The 20,972-nt window shown below is 37.8% G+C and carries 21 protein-coding genes; 16 read left to right on the forward strand and 5 right to left on the reverse strand.

The window, feature by feature from the left end; genetic code table 11:
• Positions 1–199 precede the first annotated feature (199 nt).
• The 8 genes from ACJ004_RS09640 to ACJ004_RS09675 all read left to right on the forward strand — a co-directional run bounded on the left by ACJ004_RS09640 (position 200) and on the right by ACJ004_RS09675 (position 8,826).
• Positions 200–1,066, forward strand: coding sequence for a YitT family protein (locus ACJ004_RS09640; protein ID WP_410892705.1), 867 nt, complete (start codon positions 200–202; stop codon positions 1,064–1,066).
• Positions 1,067–1,117: 51 nt separating this feature from the next.
• Positions 1,118–1,447 carry a cytochrome c551 gene (cccB, locus tag ACJ004_RS09645; protein ID WP_410892706.1) on the forward strand — a complete coding sequence of 110 codons (330 nt, stop codon included), beginning with the start codon at positions 1,118–1,120 and terminating at the stop codon, positions 1,445–1,447.
• A gap of 250 nt (positions 1,448–1,697) precedes the next feature.
• On the forward strand, positions 1,698–2,384 hold the full coding sequence (gene ftsE / locus ACJ004_RS09650) for a cell division ATP-binding protein FtsE (RefSeq protein WP_410892707.1): 687 nt from the start codon (positions 1,698–1,700) through the stop codon (positions 2,382–2,384).
• Positions 2,374–3,267, forward strand: a complete 894-nt coding sequence (ftsX, locus tag ACJ004_RS09655; protein WP_410892708.1) for a permease-like cell division protein FtsX — start codon at positions 2,374–2,376, stop codon at positions 3,265–3,267. Before ftsE ends, ftsX begins: the two co-directional genes overlap by 11 nt.
• Before the next feature lie 243 nt (positions 3,268–3,510).
• Positions 3,511–4,791: a murein hydrolase activator EnvC family protein gene (locus ACJ004_RS09660; RefSeq protein WP_410892709.1), complete on the forward strand. Its 1,281-nt coding sequence runs from the start codon at positions 3,511–3,513 to the stop codon at positions 4,789–4,791.
• A 155-nt stretch (positions 4,792–4,946) separates the two neighbouring features.
• A complete protein-coding gene (locus tag ACJ004_RS09665; RefSeq protein ID WP_410892710.1) occupies positions 4,947–6,404 on the forward strand; it encodes a S41 family peptidase in 1,458 nt (485 codons plus the stop codon).
• Between the two features lie 338 nt (positions 6,405–6,742).
• Positions 6,743–7,936, forward strand: coding sequence for a PDZ domain-containing protein (locus tag ACJ004_RS09670; protein ID WP_410892711.1), 1,194 nt, complete (start codon positions 6,743–6,745; stop codon positions 7,934–7,936).
• A gap of 296 nt (positions 7,937–8,232) precedes the next feature.
• Positions 8,233–8,826 carry an NADPH-dependent FMN reductase gene (locus tag ACJ004_RS09675; protein ID WP_410892712.1) on the forward strand — a complete coding sequence of 198 codons (594 nt, stop codon included), beginning with the start codon at positions 8,233–8,235 and terminating at the stop codon, positions 8,824–8,826.
• A 50-nt stretch (positions 8,827–8,876) separates the two neighbouring features.
• On the opposite strand, the gene ACJ004_RS09680 is transcribed toward ACJ004_RS09675, so the two are convergent.
• Together ACJ004_RS09680 and ACJ004_RS09685 are read right to left on the reverse strand one after the other, a co-directional pair.
• Positions 8,877–10,274, reverse strand: coding sequence for a sensor histidine kinase (locus ACJ004_RS09680; RefSeq protein WP_410892713.1), 1,398 nt, complete (start codon positions 10,272–10,274; stop codon positions 8,877–8,879).
• Between the two features lie 5 nt (positions 10,275–10,279).
• Complete coding sequence (locus tag ACJ004_RS09685) at positions 10,280–10,954, reverse strand: response regulator (protein WP_410892714.1); 675 nt, start codon at positions 10,952–10,954, stop codon at positions 10,280–10,282.
• Positions 10,955–11,334: 380 nt separating this feature from the next.
• Here ACJ004_RS09685 and ACJ004_RS09690 point away from each other — a divergent pair, with 380 nt between their 5' ends.
• Together ACJ004_RS09690 and ACJ004_RS09695 are read left to right on the forward strand one after the other, a co-directional pair.
• On the forward strand, positions 11,335–11,880 hold the full coding sequence (locus ACJ004_RS09690) for an iron transporter (protein WP_410892715.1): 546 nt from the start codon (positions 11,335–11,337) through the stop codon (positions 11,878–11,880).
• 78 nt (positions 11,881–11,958) lie between these two features.
• Positions 11,959–12,498, forward strand: a complete 540-nt coding sequence (locus tag ACJ004_RS09695) for a hypothetical protein (RefSeq protein WP_410892716.1) — start codon at positions 11,959–11,961, stop codon at positions 12,496–12,498.
• Positions 12,499–12,603: 105 nt separating this feature from the next.
• Here the strand turns inward: ACJ004_RS09695 and ACJ004_RS09700 are convergent, their stop codons facing one another.
• The 3 genes from ACJ004_RS09700 to ACJ004_RS09710 form a co-directional block, all read right to left on the reverse strand.
• Positions 12,604–13,659: an ABC transporter permease gene (locus ACJ004_RS09700; protein WP_410892717.1), complete on the reverse strand. Its 1,056-nt coding sequence runs from the start codon at positions 13,657–13,659 to the stop codon at positions 12,604–12,606.
• Positions 13,656–14,381, reverse strand: a complete 726-nt coding sequence (locus ACJ004_RS09705) for an ABC transporter ATP-binding protein (RefSeq protein ID WP_410892718.1) — start codon at positions 14,379–14,381, stop codon at positions 13,656–13,658. Before ACJ004_RS09705 ends, ACJ004_RS09700 begins: the two co-directional genes overlap by 4 nt.
• 159 nt (positions 14,382–14,540) lie before the next feature.
• Positions 14,541–15,149 carry a TetR/AcrR family transcriptional regulator gene (locus ACJ004_RS09710; protein WP_410892719.1) on the reverse strand — a complete coding sequence of 203 codons (609 nt, stop codon included), beginning with the start codon at positions 15,147–15,149 and terminating at the stop codon, positions 14,541–14,543.
• A gap of 180 nt (positions 15,150–15,329) precedes the next feature.
• Between ACJ004_RS09710 and ACJ004_RS09715 the strand changes: the two genes are divergently transcribed.
• The 6 genes from ACJ004_RS09715 (at position 15,330) to ACJ004_RS09740 (ending at position 20,840) form a co-directional block, all read left to right on the forward strand.
• Positions 15,330–16,517 carry a YhgE/Pip domain-containing protein gene (locus ACJ004_RS09715; protein ID WP_410892720.1) on the forward strand — a complete coding sequence of 396 codons (1,188 nt, stop codon included), beginning with the start codon at positions 15,330–15,332 and terminating at the stop codon, positions 16,515–16,517.
• Between the two features lie 113 nt (positions 16,518–16,630).
• Positions 16,631–17,224, forward strand: a complete 594-nt coding sequence (locus ACJ004_RS09720) for a putative ABC transporter permease (RefSeq protein WP_410892721.1) — start codon at positions 16,631–16,633, stop codon at positions 17,222–17,224.
• 206 nt (positions 17,225–17,430) lie between these two features.
• The gene (locus tag ACJ004_RS09725) at positions 17,431–18,129 is read left to right on the forward strand and encodes a response regulator transcription factor (RefSeq protein WP_410892722.1); all 699 of its coding nucleotides are present in this window, start codon (positions 17,431–17,433) and stop codon (positions 18,127–18,129) included.
• A gap of 4 nt (positions 18,130–18,133) precedes the next feature.
• Positions 18,134–19,522 (forward strand): sensor histidine kinase, encoded by a 1,389-nt coding sequence (locus ACJ004_RS09730; protein WP_410892723.1) that lies wholly within the window; start codon positions 18,134–18,136, stop codon positions 19,520–19,522.
• 14 nt (positions 19,523–19,536) lie between these two features.
• Positions 19,537–20,223 carry a polysaccharide deacetylase family protein gene (locus tag ACJ004_RS09735; RefSeq protein WP_410892724.1) on the forward strand — a complete coding sequence of 229 codons (687 nt, stop codon included), beginning with the start codon at positions 19,537–19,539 and terminating at the stop codon, positions 20,221–20,223.
• 8 nt (positions 20,224–20,231) lie between these two features.
• The gene (locus ACJ004_RS09740; protein ID WP_410892725.1) at positions 20,232–20,840 is read left to right on the forward strand and encodes a DedA family protein; all 609 of its coding nucleotides are present in this window, start codon (positions 20,232–20,234) and stop codon (positions 20,838–20,840) included.
• Positions 20,841–20,972: the final 132 nt, after the last annotated feature.

A 20,972-nucleotide genomic window follows, 5' to 3' on the forward strand; every position in this document is an offset into this window, starting at 1 on the left:
AAATAAGGCTCTTTTCGTAAATATTGTTGCTTTTGGAGCTTTATAAGGGTCATTTACTAAGTTTCTAGGCATTTTCGCAAATGTTCTTACGAAAAGATGCCACGAAGCATATAGGTATACGGGTTGATGAACTTATACGAAAAACAACAATCTATGCGAAAATAGCCTTAAATAATCAATTTTTGAGGAGAATAGCTTTATGAATATATTAAGTAATTTAACACAATCCTATCCCAAAATGAGAATAGCGATCGATTATCTTTTTGTCTTAATTGGTTCGGGAATTATTGGTCTTGTCTTTAACGTTTTCTTGCTTCCGAACCAAGTGGCCTCAGGTGGAGTAAGCGGCATTAGTACGATTCTAAAAACAGTCCTAGGTTGGGAGCCAGCATACGTACAGTGGGCTTTTAATATTCCCTTATTTATAGCAGGTGTGGTCTTTTTAGGAAAGCATTTTGGTGTAAAAACCCTAGTGGGAACGATTTTTTTACCGTTAGTTGTTTTTTTTACAAACAAATTAGAGCCTTGGACGCATGATGCCTTACTCGGGGCATTATTTGGTGGAATTGGTGTCGGGCTTGGTCTGGGAATTGTTTTCAGGGGGAAGGCATCGACTGGAGGGACGGACCTTGCCGCCCAAATTATCAATAAATATACAGGGTTTACCCTGGGACGATGTGTTGTCATTATTGATGGATTAATCGTACTCACTGCTGCGATCGTGTTTGATATCGAGAAGGGATTATATGCATTGATTGCCCTCTATGTAACCAGCAAAACGATTGACCTCGTTCAGGTTGGGTTTGGAAGATCAAAAATGGCCATGATTATTACAAATAAACAAGATGAAGTTCGTGCAGGAATTTTGAATAAAATAGATCGTGGTGTGACAAAACTATCAGCATATGGTGGATTTACCGACCATGAACGACCAGTTTTAATGTGTGTTGTTGATCAAACAGAGTTCACAAAATTGAAACAATTGGTCAAAGCTCTTGACCCATCTGCATTTGTGGTCGTTATGGATGCTGCAGAAGTGCTGGGAGAGGGTTTCAAACGGGAGTAGGATTGGTATAATAGGGCATTGATGGTAATTATTTCTGAAGGGGGTAAAAGTATGAAAAAAAAGCTACTTACAATGTTGATGGGAACGGCATTGGTTTTGGGTCTTGCTGCCTGCGGAGGCAACGATAAAGACAATGACAACAATGGAACAGAAACCGCGACTAGCGATGCGGGGGCAAAGATTTTTGACCAAAAATGTTCTAGTTGTCATGGCGGCGATTTAACGGGAGGTATGGGTCCAAACCTAACTAAGGTTGGTTCTAAGTACTCTAAGGACGAAATATTAAATATTATTAAAAATGGTAAAGGTCAAATGCCTGCAAACGTAGTGAGCGGCGATGATGCAAATCAAGTGGCTGAATGGCTTGCAGCAAAAAAATAAGAGTATCTAAAACGTTCTGTTAAAAAAACAGGGCGTTTTTTTTCGCCTGAAAATGAAAAAAATGTCGAGTTTTGTAATTCTTTGAAAAGAAACTGTAATATTTTTACCGCTTTTTTTAGCAATTTATGATGTTATAATAGAATTATGCGAAATTATGCACATATTTTTTGTTATCCTAGTCCATTTTGCAAATAAATAAAGATTATTGTCGAAAAAGTTTCGAGAAAATCTTTAAATAAAGGTGATAAAAATGATAGAACTACAAGATGTTTATAAAAAATATCCAAATGGAGTTTCAGCCATTAATGGGATGGACGTCCGGATAAACCAGGGCGAATTTGTCTATGTCGTCGGACCAAGTGGTGCCGGAAAATCGACATTCATTAAAATGATGTATCGTGAGGAAGTTCCTACTTCTGGAACGATCACCATGAATGGTGTAAACCTTGCAAAATTAAAAATGAAAAAAGTTCCTATCTTCCGACGGAATCTTGGCGTTGTCTTTCAAGACTTTAAGCTTCTACCAAGATTAACTGTCTATGAAAATGTAGCCTTTGCCTTAGAGGTTATTGAAGCCCAGCCTAAGGTTATTAAAAAACGAGTAATGGAAGTACTCGAGCTTGTTAACTTAAAGCATAAGATAAAAATGCTGCCATCAGAGCTTTCTGGTGGAGAGCAACAACGTGTTTCTATTGCCCGCTCCATCGTCAATTCGCCGAAAGTGGTGATTGCGGACGAGCCGACCGGAAACCTTGACCCGGAAACATCGTGGGAAATCATGAAAATATTTGAAGAAATAAACTCAAGAGGAACGACTATCGTTATGGCAACCCATAACCGAGAGATTGTTAATACATTGCAACATCGTGTAATTGCCATTGAAGGCGGAAAAATCGTGCGAGATGATGAAAGAGGTGAATACGGTTATGAAAATTAGAACAATTGGCCGTCACTCTCGAGATAGTCTAAAGAATATCAGCAGAAATGGCTGGATGACCTTTGCATCCGTAAGTGCTGTTACCGTTACCTTGATTTTAGTTGGTGTCTTTTTCGTTATTATGATGAATCTTAACAGAGTGGCAGAAACGATTGAAGAGGATGTGCAAATTCGCGTTCACATTGACGTTGCTGCAAATGCACAAGATCAGCAAAAATTAAAAACTGAGATAGAAAGCATGCCTGAAGTAAAAAGTGTCACCTTCTCCTCTAAACAGAAGGAACTAGACAATTTAGTTGAAAGTCTTGGGGAAGAAGGCAAGTCCTTTAAACTTTTTGAACAAGATAATCCTTTAAACGATGTATATATCGTAAAAACGAAAAAACCGACAGATACAATGGAAGTAGCTAATCAAATCAAAAAATCCAATTATGTTGCCAAGGTAAAGTATGGCCAGGGCAAGGTGGAAAAATTATTTAAGTTTATTAAAGCAAGCCGCAATGTTGGAGTGGTATTGATTATCGGCTTATTCTTTACGGCTATTTTCTTAATCTCAAATACTATTAAAATTACGATTATTGCAAGACGTAGAGAAATAAAGATTATGAGGTTAGTAGGAGCAACCAATACGTTCATCCGTTGGCCGTTCTTTTTAGAAGGACTATGGCTCGGTATAATTGGGTCGATTTTGCCAATTATCTTGATTTCAATTGCCTACTATCGTGCTTATGATTATATTGGCCCGCGTCTTGAAGGAACCTTCATTAAGGTGCTTCCATTTGACCCATTTATGTACCAGGTTTCCGGGATTCTGATTTTAATGGGTGCGCTGATCGGAATTTGGGGCAGCTTAATGTCCGTAAGAAAATTCTTAAAGGTATAATCAGTAAAGCAAAAGCGATCGTTTAGTAGCAACAAGTCTGAAATCAATATCGAAATAGTTATGTTTCTTATTGAATCAGGAAGGATGTCTCTTTGACCCTTCCTGATTTACTATTGTCGTCCGACCTATTACTAGAATAGACGCATGAGTCACTCAAAATGTTTCGTACAACAACATTCGTCCACAAACAGATAAACATTCGATTTACCTGTACATAGAGAGAAGGGGAGGAGTAACCGGAAAATGAAGAAATCAGTAATCACAATCGCCGTTGCTGCAACGGTTGGGCTAGGGACAATATTTGGCGGAGTTTCTATTAAAACAGAAGCTGAATCAATTTCCAGTCTAAAAGGTGAACAAAATAAAATCCATGACAAACGTTCCAGTATAAAATCGGATATCAATCAAGCAAACGATAAGATTAACACATTAAAAGATCAGCAGATAGACGTAAAGAGTGAAATGAAACGTCTTGACTTTGCGATTGAAGATACCATCACGAAAATAGATGATAAATCGGAAAAGATAAAAGAAACAAAAGCCGAGGTTGCGAAACTCCAAGCAGAAACCAAAGTTATCATCGAGCGGATTAAAAAGAGAAATGTACTTTTAAAGGAACGGGCCCGCACCTATCAAGAAAATGGCGGCATGGTCAATTATTTGGATGTGTTAATGGGATCAACGAGCTTTAGCGATTTCATTGACCGTGCCAATGCGGTTGCTACCATCGTGCAGGCAGACCAAGAGATTATTAAGCAGCATGAGGCCGATAAAGAGGAACTTGCTCAGAAACAAGCAAAAGTAGAAAAGGATCTTTCCAGCCTACAAACCATGCTAGCAGACTTAAAAAATATGAATCAGCAATTGAATCAACAAAAGAAAGAAAAAGATAAACTATTAGCAAGTCTTAAAGACCAGGAAGAAGAAGCCCATGAGGGTATGATGGAATTGCAAGAGGAGGAGCAACTTCTTGCTGCTCAAGAAGCTGCGATTCAAAAGGCCATTCAAATGGAAAAAGAGGCTCAAGCAAGAGCCGCAGAAGAAGCGAAAAGAAGGAGTACCACAAGCTCAAACAATGGAAATAATAGTGGTTCTCAATCTAATTCCACACCGAATGTTTCCAGCGGATATTGGACCCAGCCGGCTGCGGGATACCTTAGTTCGGGTTTTGGCGGTCGTGGTAGCGAGATGCACTATGGCGTCGATATTGCTAACGGGAACAAAGTGGCAATCGTTGCGGCAGCAAGTGGTGTAGTAAGTAGATCCTATTATTCTAGTACGTATGGAAATTGTATTTTCGTTTCTCACTCGATTAACGGACAAGTTTATACAACCGTCTATGCTCATATGACCTCACGTTCTGTCGGCAGCGGAGCTTCTGTTAAAAAGGGTCAAAAGATTGGTATTATGGGTAATACGGGTGCCTCACATGGGCAGCATTTGCATTTTGAACTTCATAAAGGTCCATGGACAATGGATAAGCGTTATGCAATCAATCCTGTCGGTATTGTCCCATTACCATAAAAAATCGGAGAAGCTTCTTGCTTCTTCTTTTTTTATACCTATCTATCATCATAACTCGTCCATTCCTTACATATATGTTAATTAACGGGCAGGAATTTGGTGCCTTTTTAGAAAAATAGATAGGACAGGCATTTTTAACTCGAGGAGGACCTGAGATGAATCGTAGATGGATTGCCCTGTTAATGACGGGTTCGCTCCTGACAGGAGCGGGAGGCACATATGCAAGCATGCAGTTATTAGATCATAATGTGGGCAGCAAGAAATTTGAACTCATGCAAGCCCCAAAAGCGAATGGAATGATTACCAAAGACAATGGCGCGGAGCTTGAAAAAGTAGAAGATGCCTATGATCTTATTTTAAGCAGGTACGTTGAAAAAGTAGATCAGGAAAAATTAGTGGAAGGCGCGATCCAAGGGATGTTATCTGTCTTAAAGGATCCATACTCTGTCTATATGGACAAGGAAACCGCCAAACAATTCACCCAAGCCTTGGAATCGTCCTTTGAAGGAATTGGAGCCGAAGTGGGGATGGTGGATGGGAAGATTGTAATCGTTTCGCCGTTCAAAAATTCCCCTGCTGAAAAAGCAGGCATCAAGCCAAATGATCAAATTTTAAAAGTCAATGGTAAAAGTATTGAAGGGCTAGACTTAAATAAAGCAACACTCAAAATCCGCGGTAAAAAAGGGACAAAGGTTCACTTATTAATTGCCAGAAAAGGATTAAAAGATCCGCTCGACATTGATGTCACCCGCGATGAAATTCCACTTGAAACAGTCCATGCTTCTATTAAGAAACAAGAGGGCAAAAAAATAGGCTATATCGAAATAACGTCTTTTTCAGAGGATACGGCCGCTGATTTTGAAAAGGAATTATCTGCCTTAGAAAACGATGATATTAAAGGGTTGATTATTGATGTGCGTGGAAACCCTGGCGGACTTTTAGACAGTGTCGGCGAGATATTAAAGGAATTTGTCCCGAAAGATAAACCTTATGTTCAAATCCAGCAGCGGAATGGTGAGAAAAAACGATATTTCTCAAACCTGACTGAGAAAAAGGATTATCCTGTACTTGTCCTTGTCAACAAAGGCAGTGCCTCCGCATCGGAAATTCTTGCCGGTTCCCTACAAGAAGCGGTTGGTTACCAACTTGTCGGCGAGACTACGTTTGGAAAAGGGACTGTTCAACAGGCTGTACCGATGGGCGATGGAAGCAACATTAAGTTAACATTATTTAAATGGTTGACCCCAGATGGACATTGGATTCATAAAAAAGGAATTGAGCCTGATGTAGCTATTAAACAACCAGCCATCTTCGCCACTCATCCGATTCAGGTAGAGAAGACATTGGAAGAGGATATGAACAATGAGCAAGTTAAAAACGCCCAAGAGGTGTTGACTGGCTTAGGTTTTGCTACAGGTAGAACAGATGGTTATTTTAGCAGGGAAACGACCTTGGCCGTTAAAGGCTTCCAACTCCAAGCTAATATGGAGCCAACGGGGAAAATTGGTCCTGCAACAGCTGCCAAGCTTGAAGAAGCAGCCATAGACGAAATGAAAAAAGAGAAAAATGATCTACAGTTACAAACTGCATTGCGATTAATAACCAAAGAGTAAAGCAGGGGCCTTACGCCTCTGTTTTTCTTTTGATTTTTAGTGGTACAATATTTTTACCATTTTCTAAAAACTAGCAATATGTTTTATGGTGGTAATTTGGTAAAATACTCTTTAGGAGAGGCTCTTTTCGTAAACTTTGTTGCTTTTGGAGCTAATTAAAGGTCATTTACTAAGTTTCTAGGCAATTTTCGCAAATGTTCTTACGAAAAGATGCCACGAAGCATCAGTTATACGGGTTGATAAACTAATACGAAAAACAACAATCTATGCGAAAATAGCCTTAGGAGACTTTTACATATTAGATTACTAGAAATTTAGATAGAGGCAGGTGGCAAGAATTGGTGCAAATATGGCTTGTGGAACTTCTGAAAGGGACAGGCAAGTTATTTCTTCATCCTGTTTTATACTATCTCGTTTTCCTTACTGGAATTTTAGGTGTTATGAGGGTGAAACGTGAGCGGAAAAATTTTCATATTCGGGCACATGACGCCTATTTCGAACTTCGGCAGTTATTTCCACTCGGACTTATGATTGGACTTGTGCTTTCGATCATCGTTATTGTGGCAGGGATTACGGTTCCATTTGCCACCATCCTGCTTATTGCGGGCTTTACATTTTTGTGGTCACTAACCACAAATGTACGATGGATTTCACCGGTATATACGATTGGGGCAGCCTTTTTCTCCATCATATTGATAGGTGAAAATAATTGGTCAATTCCGCTTTTTTCAAAGTCGTTTCATGCACTTAGTGACAAGATATATCCTTCTATTGTCGTCGTACTAGGGCTGATGTTAATTGCAGAAGGGATTCTAATTTTTAAAAATGGCAGTTATGGAACTTCTCCTAAACTTGCCAAAAGCAAACGCGGTCAAAATGTAGGTTTACATGAAGGAAAGCGTCTCTGGATGCTGCCGTTATTCTTACTTATTCCAGGTAATGCACTGCATCTTCCTTTCGATTGGTGGCCGATCTTCCATTTGGGTGCTAAAGAGTACTCGTTGATCTTTGTTCCATTCGCGATTGGCTTTCATCAGCAAGTTAAAGGAGTACTGCCTAAAATAGCTATTCAGCTTCATGGCCGCCGGGTCATCGTCCTTGGGGTGTTCATTACACTTCTATCAGTCGCAGGCTACTGGTTCCCGCTCAGTTCGATTGTAACAGCGGCTCTGGCCGTTCTCGGTCGTGAAATCATTACCTTACTCACAGGAATGAAGGACGATAATCTCCCGTTTTATTTTTCCAAAAAGAATCAAGGTCTGATGATTATTGGTGTCATTCCTGAGTCTCCTGCAAGTAAAATGGGTCTGCAGGTGGGGGAAATCGTCTCAAAAGCAAATGGCGTCTTGGTTCATGATGAAAAAGTTTTTTACGAAGCACTGCAAAAAAATCGCGCCCACTGTAAGCTAGAAGTCCTCGATACCAATGGAGAGATTCGGTTCGTCCAACGTGCCTTGTACGAAGGTGACCACCACGAACTTGGCATCCTCTTTGTTCAGGACGAGCGCAGGTATGACGTGAAAATTGGATAATAGCCGGTGCCTGACACCGTTCACCCCAACCACCTAGCCAACTGTGCTACGTGGTTTTTTTCTGTTCTTTTTGGGTAACCAAAATCTTTCATAAACCAAAAGTTAAATACGTTGACAAGAAAAGGTATTTATTATAAAATTATTTTGAATTAGAGATATATTATTTTGTAATACTTTAATTAAGGACATCTTAATGGAAAGTACTGCAGGGGAATATCCTGTAAAAGAAGTGTTTTGTTTATTTATGAACACTACGTAATTTTATAGATAATAAATCTTGATAGGTGGTGTTGGAGTTGGGTTTTTTAGATAGACTATTTGGTGAATCCACAAAGGAGGAAAAAACAATGACAAAATTAAACATTGGTATTATTTTAGGCAGCACACGTCAAGGACGTGTTAGCCCGCAAGTTGGAGAATGGGTGAAGGGGATTGCCGACAAACGCGGCGATGCAAATTATGAAATCGTCGATATCGCGGACTTCAATTTACCATTCTTAGGTACAACTGATGCTTCAGAACCAGGTATCGCAGAATGGAATGCTAAACTTGAGAGCTTAGATGGCTTCGTATTCATTGTTCAAGAATACAACCACAGCATCACTGGAGCATTAAAAAATGCCCTTGATTTTGCACGTGATGCATGGAACAACAAAGCTGCAGGGATCGTAAGCTACGGTTCAACAGGCGGAGCACGTGCTGCTGAACATTTACGTGGAATTTTAGGTGAGTTAAAAGTGGCCGATGTTCGTACACATCCAACCTTATCATTATTCACAGACTTTGAAAACGGCAGTGTCTTCAAACCAGCTGAATTACACCTTACTAATGTGAATGCTATGCTTGACGAAGTGAATCAGTGGAGCGGCGCATTAAAAACAATCCGATAAAAATATTAAAAAATGGGGGGAAGATTAATCCCCCTTTTTTTGTAATAGCTTTAGAGACAGGGCATTCCTACAATTACTATAGTTCCTTTACCCGGTTCACTACGAACCTCAATAGACCCTTTGTGAGCCTCTATAATCCATTTACATAAAGATAATCCCAATCCGGTTCCACCTTGATCTCTTGATCGGGAATCGTCCACCCGATAAAATCTCTGAAATATAAAAGGTAAGTGTTCCGGGGGGATACCGATCCCTTGATCAATTACTTCAATATAAATTATTTCTTTTTTAATAGATACCTTGATATCAATTGTTCCACCTATTGAGGTGTACTTAATTGCATTTTCCACTAAATTGATAAACAATCTTCGCAATAAATCTTCATCCCCGTATAGAATTAGGGGTTCTGGAGTTTGGATATTCAAATTAATCTGTTTTTTTGTAACCAAAGATAGTAAATGATTTCTAACATATTGAAGTAATAACACTCCGTTCACTGGTTTTTGCTTTATCTGATTTGAATTTGAGGTATCTCTTGATAAATATAAAAATTTTTCCACCATATCAGATAAATAAATGACCTCTTCTAAAATTGTATGAAGAATACGTTTATATTCCTCCTCTGATCTACTTCTATTTAGAGCAACATCCAATTCTCCTCGCATAATCGTTAAGGAAGTACGAAGCTCATGAGAAACATCGGAAGTAAACTGTTGAATTTGAGTGAATGAGGTTTCTAGTCGATCAATCATTCGGTTAAGAGTTATGCATAAACTCTGTAGTTCATCTTCCTGCCCTTTAATAGGGAGCCGTTCATATAAATTTGTTGCCGTAATTTGATTAGTAGTATTAATTATTTGATGAATAGGCTGTAATGTTTTTTTTGAAATCAACCACCCGATGAACCCCGAAATCCCAACAAAGCAGCATGTAAGAAATAATAGAATATGTTTTAGATTTAGAATAGACTGTTCTAAAATTCTACTGTATGTAGCCACTATGACTTGATATTTGAAATTCCCCTTAGGACTCATAGGCACCGACATTGCACGAATCGGTGTACCATTTAACTCGGTATTCCAGACCAAAAAATTTTCATTCTTCTTTTCTATCAAATTTGAGCGTTTGATTCTATTACCATGCAAGTTATGGGATTCTGAGATGATTTGCCCTTGCTCGTTTTCAATTTGCCAATATATTTCCTCTTTATTAACCCTTGCAAAACTGGGCAATCCGGAAATGTGTTGTTCAATTTCAGCAAAAGAATCCTTTTTCTCTAAACAATATGTAATTAAACCGAGCTCCCTAGCCAGCATCGAATCAACTTTTTTAGTTAACATATCTGAAAAGGTAATATACAAGAATCCACTAAATAGGAATAAAACGAAAATAAACATAACTGAATGCCAAATTGTAATTCTCCATCCAATACTTTTAAAAAATTTCATATACCTTACTCTTCTCCTTTGATCATATAACCCACACTATGAATTGTTCGTATGAGTTTTAAATCAAAGTTTTTGTCAATTTTATTCCTTAAGTGACTAATGTATACATCGACCACGTTGGTTTCTATATCGTAAGCATCCATCCAAACATGCTCTAGAATCAGAGTTCGGGGCAAAATCTTACGTGCATTTCTCATCATGAATTCCAAGATTGCATATTCCTTATTGGAAAGAAAAATAGATAGTTCCCCTCGTGACGCTTCTCGCGTAGAGGGATTTAACTTCAAATCTGCAATTTGTAATAGAGGTAACGACTTTTCTTGGTTTCGCCGTAACAGACTACGAATACGTGCTAATAATTCCGTAAATGCAAAAGGCTTTGTCATATAATCGTCTGCTCCTAAATCAAGTCCATCTACTTTATCAGTCACAGAATCTTTGGCGCTAAGGATAAGAATTGGAATGTTTTTTCCATTCAATCTCAATTCCTTAATTAAACGAGCTCCATTTTTCTTTGGAATCATAAGATCGACAATTAAAAGATCATAATCTTCAGCATAAGCCAGCTCATAGGCCATTTCACCATCGCTCGCCACATCTACAACATATTGGTGCTCTTTTAATCCCTGTGATATAAAACGAGCAACTTTTATCTCATCTTCGACCAAAAGCAATCGCATTCCATTTCCCCCAGCAGATACAATCATTTTATATTTTGAAAATGATAATCATTATCAATATTTAATAAATATATCCTAGATTAATATGACTGGTCAATCCAATAAAAGTTACCATTTTAATCCTAAAAACACTCTTTACAGATAGCATTAATATTTTTCTGCTAAATTTAAAAAATAATCTGATAAAAACTAGATTAAAAGAAACTGAAAAAAAGCATATAGATAGGCACTTCGATCATTGTAGAAAAAATTAAATTTTTTTAATGTTTTTTAAAAGAATTTTTAATTTTTATTTTGTACTATAACAACATCATCAAAATAATTGATAATGATTATCATTATTAACGTTTGACTTTAGATCATAATCGGAGGTATTGCATATGAGAAAATTATTATTAATTTTAGTATCAATGGTAATTGTTGTATTATCGGCTGCTTGCACGAATCAAAAAGAAAAGGCTTCTGAACAACATGAACAAAAGCATAAGGAAGCTGGAGAAGATGTAACAATTGGTCAGGTAATTAAAAACGGAATGGAGATTAATGCAGTTTATATGCCCCATTCAGTTGAAGTGGCACCAGTTGAAAAGGGTGGAAAAGAGGGAAACATTCATTTAGAAGCAGACATTCATGCAACGGCAGATAATACTTTTGGATTTCATAAAGGTGAATGGATTCCATATCTAACAATTAAATATAAAATTCATCAAGCAGATACAAATAAAGTAGTTGCGGAAGGACAACTTTATCAAATGGTGGCAGGCGATCCGCATTATGCCTCAAACGTTAATATTTCAGAATCAGGTCATTATGAATTGATTTATGAGATCAGCGCACCTGATTTAGCTCGTCACGTTGATGATGTTAAAGGTTTCTATAAACCTATGACATTAAAATGGAAATTCGAGTATAAAGATTCTAAATAATTAACAAATGAATAATAGAGTTTTAAATATACCTTTGAAATTCAAGTTGAAACTGAAAAGTTAAATTGAGGTGACAATATGAAAAAATCGATCAGTAATATTATATTTAAATCTCTTGTAGTGCTCATGAGGGTATTAATTGGAGTTGGGTGGTGTTTAGCAGGGGTAACTAAAATTACAGGTAAAACAGGGGAGGTATCATGGTACGACCAACCGACTGTGTTCCTTACTGAATATTTGACAAAAGCATTAGACAAGCCAAATGTCCCAGAATTTTACAAGAGGTTTATTCATGATGTTGCTTTAAATCATGTGAAGTTTTTTAATTACACAATACCTATTACTCAATTAATCATAGGCATATGTTTAATAATTGGAATCATGACATTACCTGCTATTTTTGTCTGCTTATTTATGCAAATTAATTTCATCCTTTCCGGAAATATGAATTTGCTTAGCCTAACCCTCTATACGTCAGCATTCGGATTAATACTCTTTAGGAAAGATGCATTGATTTTAAGTTTAGACCGATATTTTAATATTGAAGATTTCTTCAAAGTAAAGAAACTTAACTACCTGGGATTGAATAAAGCAGAAGAAACATTGCTCTCAAAATAAAAAAAAACATGGCTTCATAGAGCGATGCTTTAAAAACTTTACGTTAAAAACCATTAGAAAGGGGAGGATGATTCAACCTCCCTTTATTTGTATACTGACTTAAAATTATTGTTTACGATATTTTTTTAATGCAAAGATATTTAGTATGATGAAAATTACTGCGAAGATTAATAAAGCGAATAGATCGCCGCTAATCTCGCTTAAATCTAACCCTTTATACATTACGCCTTTTAGAGCGTCCCCTGCATAGTACATCGGAATAACCTTTGCGATAGCCTGTAACCAATCTGCCATCCCTTCAATTGGGAAAATTCCTGCGAAAAATATTTGGGGGATCACGGCGATTGGGATAAATTGAATCATTTGAAACTCTGAAGCTGCGAATGTGGATAAAAGAATTCCAAGTGAGAGAGCTACCAACGCTAGAATTAAATTGATGAGAAGCACATTCCCAATGGACCCGACAAGAACGATATCTAATACATTTATCGAATAGAATACAACGATCATGGTTTGAATGACTGCAAAAATACCATAGCCCACTAAGTACGCGGTAACAATTTCCCATCTCCGAATCGGCGTGGACATCAGCCGTTCTAAGGTTCCCGTTGTCCGCTCGCGTAATAACCCAATACCTGAAATAATAAAGACGAAGAAGAAAACAAAGAACCCAACCAATACCGGACTTAATACATCAAAAAAGACGGTGTCTGCATTTCCATACACATAATCTATTTTGATGCTTTGCTGGATCATACCTGCAGCGGCTGGATTTTGCTGAATTAACTTAGCTTGACCCTGAGCGGCGACCGCTTGGCTGACTTTCATTTGCAAGCCTTTCGCGGCGGATGGATCGCTATTTTGCAAGGTTAATTTTATTCGGCCATTCTCTTGTTCTAATAATCCATCAAGGTCGTCATCTACCACCGTATCAGCGTTGACTTTTTCATATTGTTTTACTTGGATGTCTGCTTTTTTTAATACGCTGATAAGCTGCTTATCGACACCCATAACACCTAGTTTTGGTTCCACTGAACTGCCGTTAAATAAAAAGTACATCAGGGTCAGGATGAGCAGTGGCGCCACAAACAACAGGGCCAAGGTGCGTTTGTCCCGAAACATTTGCCGGAAAATTCTTTTAACTAACGCAAACACTCTCATGATTGCTTCACCCCTGCTTTCAAGAATACCTCATCAAAATCGTCGGTCCCGTATAAGGCCTTTAATTCTTTTGGCGTTCCACTTGTTAAAATACGGCCATCGCGAACCATGGCTACATAATCACATTTCACGGCTTCATCCATGACGTGAGTGGTAACAATAATGGTCTTTTGCTCTTTATTTTTCAAACGTAAGAATTCTTTCCAAATCGACAACTTTAATTCGGGATCTATTCCGACGGTTGGTTCATCTAAGATTAATACTTGAGGATCTTGGATTAACGCAATCGCTAAGGATAAGCGTCGTTTCATCCCACCGGAATAAGCACTAACCCGTTTTTTTAAGTCGTCAGTTAGGTTAACTAAGTTGGCTACATACGTGATCCGCCTTTTCTGCGCTTCTTTATTTAATCCGAATAGGGAAGCGAAAAACTTTAGATTCTCTTCGCCGGTTAACTCGCCATATAAGGCGTCAGCTTGGGCCATATAGCCAATATCTTGAAGTAAAGAAAGGTTCGGCATTTTCTTATCTAATACTTGAATCGAACCTTCATCCGCTTTTTCCATGCCAACTATCATTTTGACAAGTGTGGTTTTCCCGGCACCAGAAGGTCCAATCAAGCCAAATAGCTGCCCTTTCTCAATGGTTAGGTTGACCTCATTTAATACGGTTTTTTTTCCAAAGCTTTTACTGACTTGTTCTACTTTTATGGTTGAATCCATCAATCATTCCCCCTAGGATTGTTGACGCTGTTATGATTTTATTTTACATCGCAATGGAAGATAAGCAATAAACAAAAAACAACAATGTGTTGATTAACATTCACTGGTCAACAATGTGTTCATTTACAATCAAAAAAGGCAGCCTAGTTAAAAGGCCGCCTAATTTATTTTCAACCCGGTCACATGCCGAGGTCCCAATAAGGTGATTCGCGATAAGATTATCGCCATTTCGTGCGGGGATTTTTCCATCCCGCTTTCTAGCCAATGCTGAATCACACCAAGATGGGCAGAACTGACATAGGCGAAAAGATAATCGACTGGGACAAGCAAATTTTCCTTGTTTATTCTTGACATCACATTTTGGAAAAAGGCCTTTTTAATGATATCTCTTAATTTCCCCTGGAATGATGCGTCGCCTTTTGGGCCCAAAATCACTTTGATAAAACTTGAATTTTCATGGAAAAATTCAAATAAGTTAATGATGAACGGAAATGGTTCATTCTCACTATTAAAGTTCATAAAATCAGAAGGGTTTATTTTTTGGGTCATTTTTTCAATCTCATTTAAAATTTCCACTTCACTTTGCTCCAATAAATCAAATTTATCATGATAATGTAAATAAAAGGTTCCCCGATTAATATCCGCTTTTACTGTTAAATCTCGGACCGTTATACCTTCAAACCCCTTTTCCTCCATTAACTCTGTAAGTGCATCACGAATTAATCGCTTTGTTCGTACAATTCGTCGATCGGTTGATTTTTCAGGCATGACTATTCCTCCGAAAAAATTTTTTAAGAAAAAATAAACGTATCATTCATTTGTGTTAATTAATAGACAGATAGCTTTTTATTGTTTATTGCCATCCTGCATAAACAAATTATAATATACAACATGGACATTAATCAACATTGTGTCTAATTATATTGGAAAACTAAAAGGGGGATTTCCATGAAATTATTCAAAAGTAAATTGGCTTTTTTATCACCGATTATTGTATTAGTTGTCGTGCTTATTTTTGGATTAACGCTCATTCCATCCGTTCAACCTACTCCAAAAAATTTACCAATTGTGTTTGTTAATGAAGACCAAGGGGTAGATATTCCTAAGCAAGGGAAATTGAATATGGGGAAAACAATTGCAGACATGATCCAGAAAACAGCCAAATCTACTTCTGGTGAAGAACCTGCCGTCAAATTTATCTCCGCCCCAAATTATCAGGAAGCAAAGAAGGGTTTAGATGATCGTGATTATTATGCAGCGTTAGTCATTCCAAAGGATTTTTCCAGGAAGCAGGCCTCACTTCGCGGTCCTGAACCAATATCTCCTGAAATTGAAATAGTAGTGAATCAAGGAATAAACACAGCTGGCTCCACGATGGCAGGTACTGTCCTAAATGGAGTTGTCGACCAAATTAATAATAATGTCCGCACGCAATTACTTGCAGAATTTAATTCTCATGGGGGGATGGTGACTACGAAACAGGCTTCAGCCTTTGTGTCACCAATCACGAAAAAAGTAACGAATATTAATGAAACCGGTACAAATAGTATGAATGGAAATGCTCCAGTTTCCTTATTCCAGCCGCTTTGGATGGCAAGTATTGCAGGTGCGGTGATCATCTTTTTAACGTTATCTAAATTATCGTTTACGAATCGAAGAGAGAAGTTCAGTTCATTAGTGGCTCAAGTATTGATGGGAGCAGTTATTGCCCTTGTGGCAGGATTTGGATTAACATGGATGGCGGAGGCAATTGGGGTTCATATTTCTCAATTTGGAGATACGGCCATGTTCTTAGCCTTGGCTTGCTACAGCTTTTTCTTAATGATTTCGGCAGTTCTTTCCTGGACTGGAATTAAGGGGGTTCCAATTTTTGTGATTCTTTTATTCTTTGGTGCACCTTTATTAGCGATGGCACCCGAGTTCATGCCGCCATTTTACCAGGATTGGATTTTTCCTTGGCTGCCCATTCGGTTTTTAGTCGAAGGGCTCAGAGACTTGTTCTTCTTTAGCAAGAATTTAAGCTGGAATCATCCAACGTCAGTTTTAACATGGATTGCGCTCGGAAGCATGGTCGTGATATTTGCCTCGGTGGTAAAATTCCGGTCAAACCAAGAGGCCAAATCTCATGCAATGTAAATAAACACTTTTACAAGTTAGAAGAGCACAAAAGAGGAATATTTTTGTATATTTGGAAGCATGGCTGTTAAACCTAAAGTGGGAAATTCTTATCCATGAAAGGTGGTTTAGCCATGATCATTAACTTGCTGAATGGTATTGAGTTTCAAAATCCAGATCTTTTTAACCTTGAAGGAGCAGCGGCGATTATTTTTTATTTCACAGTTTATTCGTTACTAGGCTGGCTCCTTGAAAACAGTTATAACTTTTTGACAAAAAGGGAATTTTTAAAGCCGAATTTTCTCTATGGCCCATTTAAACCGATGTACGGCTTTACCCCTGTGCTTTTGGTCTTTTTTATTTCACCAGAGTCAAATATTGGAGTGGTCATGCTCTTTTGCCTCCTAATCCCAACAATGGTGGAATATTTGACAGGAGCACTGTTGCAGAAGCTTTTTAACCGGAAATGGTGGGATTATACCGATACACCAATGCAGCTTCATGGCCATATTTGTCTATCCTTTTCTTTATCCTGGATGATCCTGTCGCTCCTATGTATTAAATGGGTTCATCCTGGGATAGTCTCACTGTACGATGTAGTAGAACCCTTTTGGACATGGGTCTGGTCAGCAATAGGCTTATATTTCCTAGCCGATCTTGTATTAGCCATCCGAAAGCATTCTCTGCAAGAGCTGTTGACGGAAAAAGCAAATAATCAAATTCAATAGGTGCCTGACACCATTATCCTCAAAAACTCCTTCCACAAAATGAAGGAGTTTTTGACGTGTACATTTAACGTGAATCAAGAATGAGTGGAAGATTAAAATTCAATGAAAATAAGAAAACTAAGCAAAAATAATGCTAAATTGAAGTAGAGAGTTTCACGAATTATAAAAATCATCTAGGCTATAGAATTAGAAAAGGAGGGATGACGATGAAACAGCGAATATTGGTGGTAGAGGATGAAAAACAAATTGCCAAGATATTAAAGATCGAACTCGAGTATGAGGGATACGAAGCAATTATCGCATATGATGGGAAATCAGGTTTGCAGGCAGCCTTAAATGAAGAAATAGATTTAATATTATTGGATGTTATGTTGCCTGAGATGAATGGCATTGAGGTTTTAAGAAAAATACGAAAAGAAAATAACCTAATCCCTGTTATTTTATTAACGGCCCGTAATATGACAATGGATAAGGTTGCAGGACTTGATCAGGGAGCGAATGATTATATCACAAAGCCTTTTGAAATTGAGGAATTATTAGCAAGAATTCGTGCTTGTCTTCGTCAAAGTTCCATTGCGGTCATGGCTTCACAATCAAATGATTCCTTATTAGAAATAAGGGATTTAACTGTTAATTTAGATACGAGAGAGGTCACAAGGGGGGAGACTCTGATCACGTTAACCCCAAAGGAATTCGATTTACTTGTTTATTTACTATCCAATAAAAATAGAATTGTCACGAGGGAGAGCATCCTTCTTCATGTATGGGGCTATGAATATGAAGGGGAAACAAATGTAATCGATGTATTTATAAGACATTTGCGAAAGAAAATTGAAGAAGGTTTTTCGGACCCAACGATTATCCAGACAGTAAGGGGAATTGGTTATACCATAAGGGAGATTTAATCCAATGAAGATTACGACAAAAATAAATCTAATTACAACAACATGGATACTTTGTGTGTTACTTGCTGTGAATGCGGTTGTCTTTTTTTCATTTATGAAGATTACTGTCAATATGGAAGATGGTGAACTATTTCAAAAGGCTGATTATTTGATAAATGAAATCAACAAGCAAGATTCTCCTACTGTTATTAAAGAGAAATTAACGCCCTATTTAACGAACCATTCCTTTATAAGGATTGTTCAACCAGATTCGAAAATTGTCAATCAAGTTACGAATGATCCTCAATTGGCGGCTAAAATAAAACCGCAATTCGCTACTGAAAAGGGGACACAAAGGCGCACAATTAGACAAAAGAGCGGTGAAGAACAAATTGCCATTGTTAGGGTTCCAATTCAATCAAAGGGACAAGTTGTTGAAACTCTAGAGTTCGGGGAGAAATTAGTAGGATTGGAAACTGGAAAAGACTTATTACTTTCTATTCTTATCTTTTGTACCATTTTAGGTGCGGTATTATCGCTGCTCGGCGGCAGATGGTTATCGAATCTGATCATGAGGCCGATCTCTAATATGATCAACACTATGGAGGATATTGAACAAAGTGGTATTCCTAAAAAGATAGTGATCCAATATGAAACAAAGGATGAACTGCAAAAGTTAGCGGTTACGTTTAATCGGATGATTGGCAGATTAGAAGCAAATCTAGAAAAACAGAGGCAATTTATTTCTGATGCTTCGCATGAATTAAAAACCCCGCTCACGGTAATCAAAAGTTATGCGGACCTTTTGCTAAGACGGGGACTAAAAAATGAAGAGGTTGCCCATGATGCGATTGAATCGATACATTCCGAAGCAACTAGAATTCAAAAAATGACAGAAAGGTTTCTGGACTTAGCTGATACCGAATCAGGAAATCGTTTAGAGACAAAATTAATCAATTTAGTATCGCTGTGTGAGAATATACTTAAGCAGATTAAAAGTGCCTATAAAAGAGAAATTAATCTCCATTACCAAGAACCTGCTATTTCGGTATTAGCGGATGAAGTCAAGCTAAAACAAGCGATTATTATTTTAATCGATAACGCGATCAAATACAGTACAGATAAGATTGATGTGTATTTAATGGAAAATAACCAATTGACCATCATTACCGTAAAAGATTATGGGATTGGCATACCTGAGTGTGAAATAGAGAATGTCTTTGAGCGTTTTTACCGGGTGGACAAGGCCAGGAGCAGGGAAACAGGGGGGTCTGGTCTAGGGCTATCGATTGCAAAAAATATTTTGAAGCAGCATCAAGGGGAAATCATCGTAAAAAGTATAGAGGGAGTGGGGACAGAAGTGGAGCTTTACTTACCCAAACGGAAAGATGGAAAGGAAATGTTTTTTGAGTGACCAACCTGATAATCGTGAGCTTTATTCTTTTATTTAGTCTTTTTCTAATGTACGCAATACTGCCAACGATCATCATTCGTGTTAACGGGTGGAGAATTACCAAAAGGATAAATGAAGCCGCCATTGCGATAACGTTTGATGATGGCCCCAATCCTGAATATACACCACTATTGCTAGACCTTTTAAAAAAGTACGGGGTAAAGGCATCCTTTTTTGTGGTGGGGAGCAAAGTAAAGGCCTATCCTGACATTATTAAACGAATGAGTCAAGAGGGACACACAATTGGAATTCATCATTATGATCATATTTCGAGCTGGATTGTCTCGCCCTTTCAATTAAATAAACAACTGCAAATGACAGAGCAAGCCATTCAAGAATGTACGAATGAAAGGGTAGATTTCTATCGGCCGCCATGGGGGCATTTTAATATTTTTAGCTTATTGTTGAGTAAACGATATAAGATAATCATGTGGTCGCACATCTTTGGAGATTGGAAAGTTGCGAAGGGAAAAAACGGCCTGCTTAATCAATTGCTTCAAACGACAGAAGCGGGTTCCGTGCTACTGCTTCATGATTGCGGAGAAACATTGGGAGCGGATAGATTAGCTCCCTCCTATATGCTAAAGAGCTTAGAAATTTATTTACAGGAAAACGTAAATAAGGGAACAAAGTTTATCACATTAAAAGAAGTTAACTTTTAGGGGATCCTATGAATGTAGAAACAATCATCAATTATATTAATATCTATGGTTACCTAGTCATTTTTCTATTTTTACTTTTTGGTATTATCGGGATTCCTGCACCGGAAGAATCGCTGCTCTTTTTAATCGGAGTGCTGAGCTTTCATCATCAACTCTCATTGGGTCTAGCTATGTTGTGTTCTATTCTTGGGGCATTTATCGGAATGCAGACCGCCTATGCGGTCGGAAAGTATGTAGGATCTCCTTTTATTAAGAAATACGGGAAGTATGTAGGGATTACTGATGACCGATGGGAAAAGGTAAGTAGTAAATATACAAAAAATGTACGGAAGACAATTGTTATGGGGTTTTATCTGCCAGGTATCAGGCAAATAAGCCCTTACTTTGCTGGGATTACAAACATTCCATTTCAGAGGTTTTTCTTCTTTTCCCTGCTAGGCACTCTGCTCTGGACCATTCCTTTTATTGTAGCTGGCTACTATGGAGGAAAGGTGTTTCATATAAATCCAGATTATGTTCCATATTTAGGATTGGTATTCTTCATTGTTTTTTTGATTTATATTATAATTAGGTATATAAAAGGAAAAATACGGAATCAACTAAATAGGGCAAAATAAAACAAAACCTGAAAAGACAACTTTTCGGGTTTTGTTTTATTTTACGACCAAACTAAAAAAAGGCTGAAGGTAAGATTAAAAATCCATTAAAAACCCAGTTTTTCAAGAAATGAGTGATACATTGGAAGGGTA

This window comes from Neobacillus sp. 204 (genome assembly GCF_046562815.1).
Taxonomy (GTDB): domain Bacteria; phylum Bacillota; class Bacilli; order Bacillales; family Cytobacillaceae; genus Neobacillus.

Coding starts and splice junctions, on each gene's coding strand:
- ACJ004_RS09705 (WP_410892718.1), bottom strand. CDS start 14,381: ATGGATTCAACCATAAAAGTAGAACAAGTCAGTAAAAGCTTTGGAAAA.
- ACJ004_RS09730 (WP_410892723.1), top strand. CDS start 18,134: ATGAAGATTACGACAAAAATAAATCTAATTACAACAACATGGATACTT.
- ftsE (WP_410892707.1), top strand. CDS start 1,698: ATGATAGAACTACAAGATGTTTATAAAAAATATCCAAATGGAGTTTCA.
- ACJ004_RS09725 (WP_410892722.1), top strand. CDS start 17,431: ATGAAACAGCGAATATTGGTGGTAGAGGATGAAAAACAAATTGCCAAG.
- ACJ004_RS09720 (WP_410892721.1), top strand. CDS start 16,631: ATGATCATTAACTTGCTGAATGGTATTGAGTTTCAAAATCCAGATCTT.
- ACJ004_RS09740 (WP_410892725.1), top strand. CDS start 20,232: ATGAATGTAGAAACAATCATCAATTATATTAATATCTATGGTTACCTA.
- ACJ004_RS09665 (WP_410892710.1), top strand. CDS start 4,947: ATGAATCGTAGATGGATTGCCCTGTTAATGACGGGTTCGCTCCTGACA.
- ACJ004_RS09710 (WP_410892719.1), bottom strand. CDS start 15,149: ATGCCTGAAAAATCAACCGATCGACGAATTGTACGAACAAAGCGATTA.
- ACJ004_RS09715 (WP_410892720.1), top strand. CDS start 15,330: ATGAAATTATTCAAAAGTAAATTGGCTTTTTTATCACCGATTATTGTA.
- ACJ004_RS09680 (WP_410892713.1), bottom strand. CDS start 10,274: ATGAAATTTTTTAAAAGTATTGGATGGAGAATTACAATTTGGCATTCA.
- ACJ004_RS09690 (WP_410892715.1), top strand. CDS start 11,335: ATGAGAAAATTATTATTAATTTTAGTATCAATGGTAATTGTTGTATTA.
- cccB (WP_410892706.1), top strand. CDS start 1,118: ATGAAAAAAAAGCTACTTACAATGTTGATGGGAACGGCATTGGTTTTG.
- ACJ004_RS09660 (WP_410892709.1), top strand. CDS start 3,511: ATGAAGAAATCAGTAATCACAATCGCCGTTGCTGCAACGGTTGGGCTA.
- ACJ004_RS09640 (WP_410892705.1), top strand. CDS start 200: ATGAATATATTAAGTAATTTAACACAATCCTATCCCAAAATGAGAATA.
- ACJ004_RS09700 (WP_410892717.1), bottom strand. CDS start 13,659: ATGAGAGTGTTTGCGTTAGTTAAAAGAATTTTCCGGCAAATGTTTCGG.
- ftsX (WP_410892708.1), top strand. CDS start 2,374: ATGAAAATTAGAACAATTGGCCGTCACTCTCGAGATAGTCTAAAGAAT.
- ACJ004_RS09685 (WP_410892714.1), bottom strand. CDS start 10,954: ATGCGATTGCTTTTGGTCGAAGATGAGATAAAAGTTGCTCGTTTTATA.
- ACJ004_RS09695 (WP_410892716.1), top strand. CDS start 11,959: ATGAAAAAATCGATCAGTAATATTATATTTAAATCTCTTGTAGTGCTC.